Here is a 6,242-nt window from a genome sequence, read left to right on the forward strand (position 1 = left end):
CCCTGACTCCCTCTCCGTGGTCCGGGAGCGACCCTAACTGTCACACCCGCATGGCACGATCAGTGCAGGCACATAGTCCGGGGAGTTGGTCGTGTTCTGGTTCTTGCTGATCGCGATGGTCGTGGTGGTGGCCGCGGTCACGCTCGTGGTCGTCGGCGGTGGTGACGGCGGCGGGCTGCGGGATTCCGAGCCGGACCGGCTGCACGATCCGCTGCCGGACGAGCGCCCGCTGGGCCGCGCCGACGTGGAGGCCGTCCGGCTTCCGGTGACCGTCCGTGGTTACCGCATGAACGACGTCGACGACGTCCTGGACCGTCTGGGCGCCGAGCTCGCCGCGCGCGACGCCCGGATCGCCGAGCTGGAGGCGGCGCTCGCCGGAGCGCACGCCTCCGCGATGGGCGGCCCGGGGCTGATACAGGACGGCCCGCCCGTGCTGGGGCCGGTGCCGGAGCCGGGGGAGAGCTCCGGCGACCGGACGTCCGCGGACGGGCCCGAGGCCCCCGCGTCCCCGGAAGGCGAGGACCGGGCATGAGCGGGGTGGTGCGCGAACCGGACGGCATCCCGCGCTGCCCGTGGGGCATGGAGTCGCCGCAGATGGCCGATTACCGCGCGTATCACGACACCGAATGGGGCCTGCCGGTCCATGGTGACGACGCCCTCTTCGAGCGGATGAGCCTGGAGGCGTTCCAGTCCGGGCTCTCGTGGATCACGATCCTGCGGCGCCGCCCCGGCTTCCGCGCCGCGTTCGCCGGATTCCGCATCGCGAAGGTCGCGCGGTTCACGGACGCGGACGCCGAGCGGCTGCTCGCCGACCCCGGCATCATCCGCAATCGCGCCAAGATCGCCGCGACGATCGGCAACGCCAAGGTCGCCGCCGGGCTGGCCCCCGGTGAACTCGACGACCTGATCTGGTCCTACGCCCCCGACCGGACCGGCCGGCCGGTGCCGCGCACCGTCGACGAGGTGCTGCCGGTGACCCCGGAGTCGACGGCGCTCGCCAAGGACCTCAAGAAGCGCGGCTTCCGCTTCGTCGGCCCGACCACCGCGTACGCGATGATGCAGGCGTGCGGCCTGGTCAACGACCATCTGGCGGACTGCCATGTCCGCCGGGCCGTGGACGCGGCGGCCCGCTGACCCGGGCCGGGCCGGCGGCAGCGGCCGGGCAGCGGGAGCCGGCGGCCGCCCGCCGGCGGTGGCCGGTCACCCGGCGGCCCGGGGCCGGCCGGCGGGGCCGGGGTCAGCGCCCCAGGAAGACCGGCTTCTCCTTCTTCACGAAGGCCTCGACCGCGATCCGGTGGTCCTCCGACGCCCCGGCGCGGCCCTGCAACTCGTCCTCCTTGCCGAGCGTCTCGGTGAGCGAGTGCCCCGCCCCGTAGGCCAGCGATTCCTTGATCGCCGCGTAGGCGGCGGTCGGGCCCTGGGCCAGCCGGCGGGCGATCGCCGCGGCCTGGTCGGCCAGCTCCGCGGCCGGGACCACCTTGTTGGCGATGCCCAGGTCGTACGCCTCCTGGGCGCTGATGTTGCGGGGGAAGAGCAGCAGATCGGCGGCCCGGCCATGGCCGATCAGCCGGGGCAGCGTCCAGGACATCCCGGAGTCGGCGGTCAGCGCGACGCCCGCGAAGGAGGTGTTGAAGGACGCCGAGTCCGCGACGACGCGGTAGTCGGCCGCCATCGCAAAGCCCGCACCGGCGCCCGCGGCGACCCCGTTCACGCCGGCGACCACGGGCTTGGGCATCCCGGCCAGCGCCGTCACGATCGGGTTGTAGTGCTCACGCACGGTGTTCATGGTGGCTCCGGAACCGGTCGCCCGGTCCTCGGCCAGCAGGCCGATGTGCTCCTTGAGGTCCTGCCCGACGCAGAAGGCGCGCCCGGTGGCGGTCAGCAGAACGGCCCGCACGGCGGGGTCGGCCGCGGCCTCCTTCAGGGTGTCCCGCAGCAGGACCTTCGCCTCGATGTTCAGCGCGTTCATCGCGTCGGGGCGGTTGAGCGTGATCGTCGCCAGCCCGTCGGTCACGTCGTAGAGCACGGTGTCGGCCATAGTGGGAGTCCCCTCCGTCGCGGCTCGGACTGCTCGGCAGCGGCAGTCCGCGCTCAGGATGCCGGAGATCATCGGGCCCCGGCATGTGACGTACGTCAAAGATTGCGGGCGCGTCGGAGGACGGCGGTTGGCGGAGTACGGCAGGCCCCCTCCCCGAATTGAGGGGGTTTGCGGGAGCACCTTGCCGAAGGGATGCTGCCCGATGTTGGTCATCGGGTCGTTCGATGCGGGATAATGGCCTGGAAGCAATGTGTTCGATGCCGGTGACACGTGCCTATCCGGGCCGTCGGCTGAGATGAGCTGGTTTCAGGAAGGGGAACGAGCATGGCGGCCATGAAGCCGCGGACGGGCGACGGCCCGCTCGAGGTGACCAAGGAGGGGCGGGGCATCGTCATGCGCGTTCCGCTCGAAGGCGGCGGGCGGCTCGTCGTCGAGCTGACCCCCGACGAAGCCAAGGCCCTGGGTGAGGCCCTGGACAAGGTCACCGTCTGACAAGGGCGGCGCAACCGGCGGTTTCCCGGGGCTGACCCCGGTATCCCCAGCCGAATTACCCCGGCCCCGGCATGCGGCGCGCGCAGATGTGCGCGCCGCATGCCGGGGCCGTTTCGCATCCGGGCGCCGGACGGGTCAGCTGCGTTTGACCGCGCAGAGCAGCCCGTCGCCGACCGGCAGCAGGGCCGGTACCAGTGCCGTGCTCTCCCGTACGGCCCGCAGCAGCTCCCGCAGCCGCAGCACCTCCGCGGGCTGCACCGCCGAGTCGACCGTACGGCCGTCCGCGAAGACGCCCTCGAAGCAGACCAGGCCGCCGGGGCGCAGCAGACGCAACGATTCGGCGAGGTACTCCAAGCACTCCATCAGGTCGCCGTCGCAGAAGACGAGGTCGTATCCGCCGTCCGCGAGGCGGGGCAGGACGTCCAGGGCGCTGCCGGGGATGAAGCGGGCGCGGTTGCCGGCGAAGCCCGCGGCGCGGAACGCCTGCTTGGCGAAGGCCTGCCGCTCGGGTTCGAGGTCCACGGTGGTCAGTACTCCGTCGGGGCGCATGCCGTGCAGGAGGTGGATGCCCGACACGCCGGTGCCGGTGCCGATCTCGGCGACGGCCTTGGCGTCCGCGGCGGCGGCGAGCAGGCGCAGGGCCGCGCCGGTGCCGCTGGTCACCGTACGGATGCCGGCCTCCTGCGCACGGTCACGTGACCAGCTCAGGGCGGCCTCGGCGCTGTCGTCGATGGTCCCGGCGCCGTACGCCTCGGCGAATGCCAAGATCGTCTGCCGGTTGCCGGTAATGGCCCTCTCCTGTCCCCGTAGTTGACGCAACCGTGACTGTATCCGCTGGACGCGGGAACTCGCAGATGGGACCGGGCGTTGAGGAGGGGTGGAGGGATGACGGGGGGACGCACCGGTGAAGACCGCGCGAGACACGCAGCAAGACCAGAAGCAGGACCAAATGCAGGTCAAAACTGCTTATCCGGAGCTAACGGGCGAGGTGGATATGGTAGGGGCTCTACTGGACACCACCAGAGCCACCAGGGGAGGTGCGGCTGCGACGGGTGACCGTCGAGTGCTGAGGCGCTTGAAGAGGTCGTTCGCCGAGCCGAAATCCGTGACCAACACCGCTGACCGTTTCCTCCCCCACTCTCGACTCCGCTCGAGTGGGGGGACCGCCGCCGATTCCGCAACGACCGCGACCTTCGCCGCAGACGCGGACGCGCAGGCGTGGACTCCGCCCAGCTGGGAGGAGATCGTCAGCACCCACAGCGCACGGGTCTACCGCCTCGCCTACCGCCTCACCGGCAATCAGCACGACGCCGAGGACCTCACCCAGGAGGTGTTCGTCCGCGTCTTCCGCTCGCTGTCGACGTACACCCCCGGCACCTTCGAGGGCTGGCTGCACCGCATCACGACCAACCTCTTCCTGGACATGGTCCGGCGCCGCCAGCGTATCCGCTTCGATGCGCTCGGTGACGATGCCGCGGAGCGCCTCCCCAGCCGGGAGCCCTCCCCGCAGCAGCACTTCAACGACACCCACTTCGACGCCGATGTGCAGCACGCGCTGGACACCCTCGCGCCCGAGTTCCGGGCCGCCGTGGTGCTGTGCGACATCGAGGGCCTGTCGTACGAGGAGATCGCCGCGACGCTCAACGTCAAGCTCGGCACGGTCCGCAGCCGGATCCACCGTGGCCGCTCGCATCTGCGCAAGTCCCTCAAGCACCGCGCCCCGGCCACCCGTGCCGAAGAGCGCGAGCAGCGGCGGTCGCTGGCCGTGGTGCCCACGGGGGAGGTCGGAATCGCGTGAGCGGCAGCGGCGGTCCGTCCCCTGCCGAGCAGCATCTCGGCGACCGCCTCGCGGCCCTGGTCGACGGCGAGTTGGGGCATGACGCGCGCGAGCGGGTGCTCGCGCATCTTGCGACCTGCGGCAAGTGCAAGGCGGAGGCCGATGCTCAGCGTCGGCTGAAGAGTGTCTTCGCCCAGACCGCGCCCCCCGGCCCGTCGGAGGGCCTGCTGGCGCGTCTGCAGCAGCTGCCCGGCGGTGACGTGGGCGGTCCCGGCAGCAGGCTCGGCAACGGCAGCTTCGGACGGGGCGACTTCGCCCGGGACAGCGGCGCGTTCTCCTATGCGCCCGCTCCGGGCCACTCCGGCCATGCCCTGGCCGGCATCGCCCCCCAGCCCCGCGCCCGCGGCATCCGCGTCCACGAGGCCGACCGGCCCGGCCAGCGGCGCCGGTTCGCCTTCGCGGCGGCCGGTGCGGTCTCCCTCGCGGCCATCGCGCTGGGCGGCGCCCTTCCGCTGGAGGCGGTCACCGATCTGCCCGGCGGACGCGCCGACGGCAGCGGCAGCACCGTCACCCCGCTCAGCGTCAGCCCCGCGGCCGACAGCGAGGTGCGCTTCCGCGGTGACGCCTTCCCCGCCGGCTCGTCCCGGGTGGACGGCCGGCAGCCGTCCGGAGGTCCGACCCTCGCCCCGGCCCCCAGCGCCATGACCCTCTACGGCCCCGGTGCGGCGCCCCCCGCCCCGGCGTACTCCGCGCCGGCCGGCGGATTCGGGCTGTCGCCGCTGATGGCCGCCACCGGTCCGGTCACGGCGTACGACTTCCCGCCCCTGACGTCGGCGACCGGCGGACCTCCCGTGCGGAAGAACCCGCCCCCGCTTTCCGCACCGGAGCCCAGGCGCCCGCTGAGCGGCCCCGCCGCCACGGCCGGCTCCTCCGTCCATGGCTCAACCCCCGCCCAGCACTGACCGTCCCCTGCGCGGCCCCGCGCGGAACTGGTTGAATCCCCCTGGGCGGCGCACCCCTGAGCGGGCGTATGCCGCGAGGTGGTGGTGGCCCGTGCAGGACCGCGGGCGAATTCTGGGGAGAGCATGGACGACGGTAAGGCCGCCGGGCCGAAGCTGAAGTGGTGGAGCCGCCCGGGAGGCACCGCGCGCACGGAACCCTCCGCCGAGGCCGGCCCGGTGGAGGGGGCCCCGGCCACAGCGTCCGGCACGTCCGAGGCTCAGGGGTCCGAGGACTGGCTCATGCGTCCGCCGGAGCCGCGCAGCGGCGTGGCGGAGCGCGAGGTTACGCGGCCGTCCGAGGGTGAGGTTTCAGCCGAAAGCGCTGAGGAAAGCGCCGAGTTGACGCCCGTTCCGGGCGGAAGGGGCGCGGACGCCGCGGCCCGGGAAGCCGCCGGGGACCGCGGAGACGGGACGGCCGGTGCGCGCCCGGAGCCGTCGACCGTGACGCTCGGCAAGGTGGCCGACGGCGCGCGGGACGGGGCGGCGGCCGGTCCGCGGACGACGGACCCGGACGGCACGACGACGGCCGCCGCGCCGGCTCCGCCGTCCGCCGAGGCCTCGCCCCTCGCGTCGGTGACGGCCGGCGGCCCGGCCGCGGCGCCACGGCGGCAGCGGCCGCTGCACGACGAGGACCCGTACGGCACGCCTCCCTACGGCGGCCCCGGACCGTGGGCGCCGGCGCCGCCCGTACAGCGGCCGGTGGCCACGCCCGCCCACGGCACCGTGCTGCCGCCGGCCACCGAGCCCGCCGCCTCCCCGCAGCCGGGACCGTCTCCCGCGGCCCCCCGGCCCGCCCCCGGCGGCGCCGCCGGGCCGTACGACACGCCACCGCAGCCGGCCGCACCGCACCCCTCGCCCCCGCCTGGCCTGGTTGATCGGTATGGCGAAGCCCAGCCCTATGCTGCCGCCCTGGCCGCCGCCTTCCAGGCCGCCG

The 6,242-nt window shown here is 73.8% G+C and carries 7 protein-coding genes and 1 pseudogene; 6 read left to right on the top strand and 2 right to left on the bottom strand.

Features of this window, described 5'->3' with window-relative positions:
• The first annotated feature begins 91 nt into the window (after positions 1-91).
• Both EST54_RS15550 and EST54_RS15555 read left to right on the top strand, forming a co-directional pair.
• Positions 92-532, top strand: coding sequence for a DivIVA domain-containing protein (locus EST54_RS15550; protein ID WP_129248216.1), 441 nt, complete (start codon positions 92-94; stop codon positions 530-532).
• Positions 529-1,134, top strand: a complete 606-nt coding sequence (locus tag EST54_RS15555) for a DNA-3-methyladenine glycosylase I (protein WP_129248217.1) — start codon at positions 529-531, stop codon at positions 1,132-1,134. Before EST54_RS15550 ends, EST54_RS15555 begins: the two co-directional genes overlap by 4 nt.
• A gap of 103 nt (positions 1,135-1,237) precedes the next feature.
• On the opposite strand, the gene chcB is transcribed toward EST54_RS15555, so the two are convergent.
• Positions 1,238-2,038, bottom strand: coding sequence for a 2-cyclohexenylcarbonyl CoA isomerase (gene chcB / locus EST54_RS15560; RefSeq protein ID WP_129248218.1), 801 nt, complete (start codon positions 2,036-2,038; stop codon positions 1,238-1,240).
• Positions 2,039-2,362: 324 nt separating this feature from the next.
• On the opposite strand from chcB, the gene EST54_RS15565 reads away from it, so the two are divergent.
• The gene (locus EST54_RS15565) at positions 2,363-2,530 is read left to right on the top strand and encodes a DUF3117 domain-containing protein (protein WP_006603288.1); all 168 of its coding nucleotides are present in this window, start codon (positions 2,363-2,365) and stop codon (positions 2,528-2,530) included.
• A 135-nt stretch (positions 2,531-2,665) separates the two neighbouring features.
• Here the strand turns inward: EST54_RS15565 and EST54_RS15570 are convergent, their stop codons facing one another.
• On the bottom strand, positions 2,666-3,295 hold the full coding sequence (locus EST54_RS15570; RefSeq protein ID WP_129248219.1) for an O-methyltransferase: 630 nt from the start codon (positions 3,293-3,295) through the stop codon (positions 2,666-2,668).
• 340 nt (positions 3,296-3,635) lie between these two features.
• Here EST54_RS15570 and sigE point away from each other — a divergent pair, with 340 nt between their 5' ends.
• The 3 genes and pseudogenes from sigE to EST54_RS35025 form a co-directional block, all read left to right on the top strand.
• Complete coding sequence (gene sigE / locus EST54_RS15575) at positions 3,636-4,328, top strand: RNA polymerase sigma factor SigE (protein ID WP_129248220.1); 693 nt, start codon at positions 3,636-3,638, stop codon at positions 4,326-4,328.
• A complete protein-coding gene (locus tag EST54_RS15580) occupies positions 4,325-5,269 on the top strand; it encodes an anti-sigma factor family protein (protein WP_129248221.1) in 945 nt (314 codons plus the stop codon). The genes sigE and EST54_RS15580 overlap by 4 nt, the downstream gene beginning before the upstream one ends.
• Before the next feature lie 480 nt (positions 5,270-5,749).
• Positions 5,750-6,242: pseudogene (locus EST54_RS35025) on the top strand (protease); the annotation flags it as partial.

The sequence above is a fragment of the Streptomyces sioyaensis genome, assembly GCF_004122735.1.
In the GTDB taxonomy this organism is placed as follows: Bacteria; Actinomycetota; Actinomycetes; order Streptomycetales; family Streptomycetaceae; genus Streptomyces; species Streptomyces sioyaensis.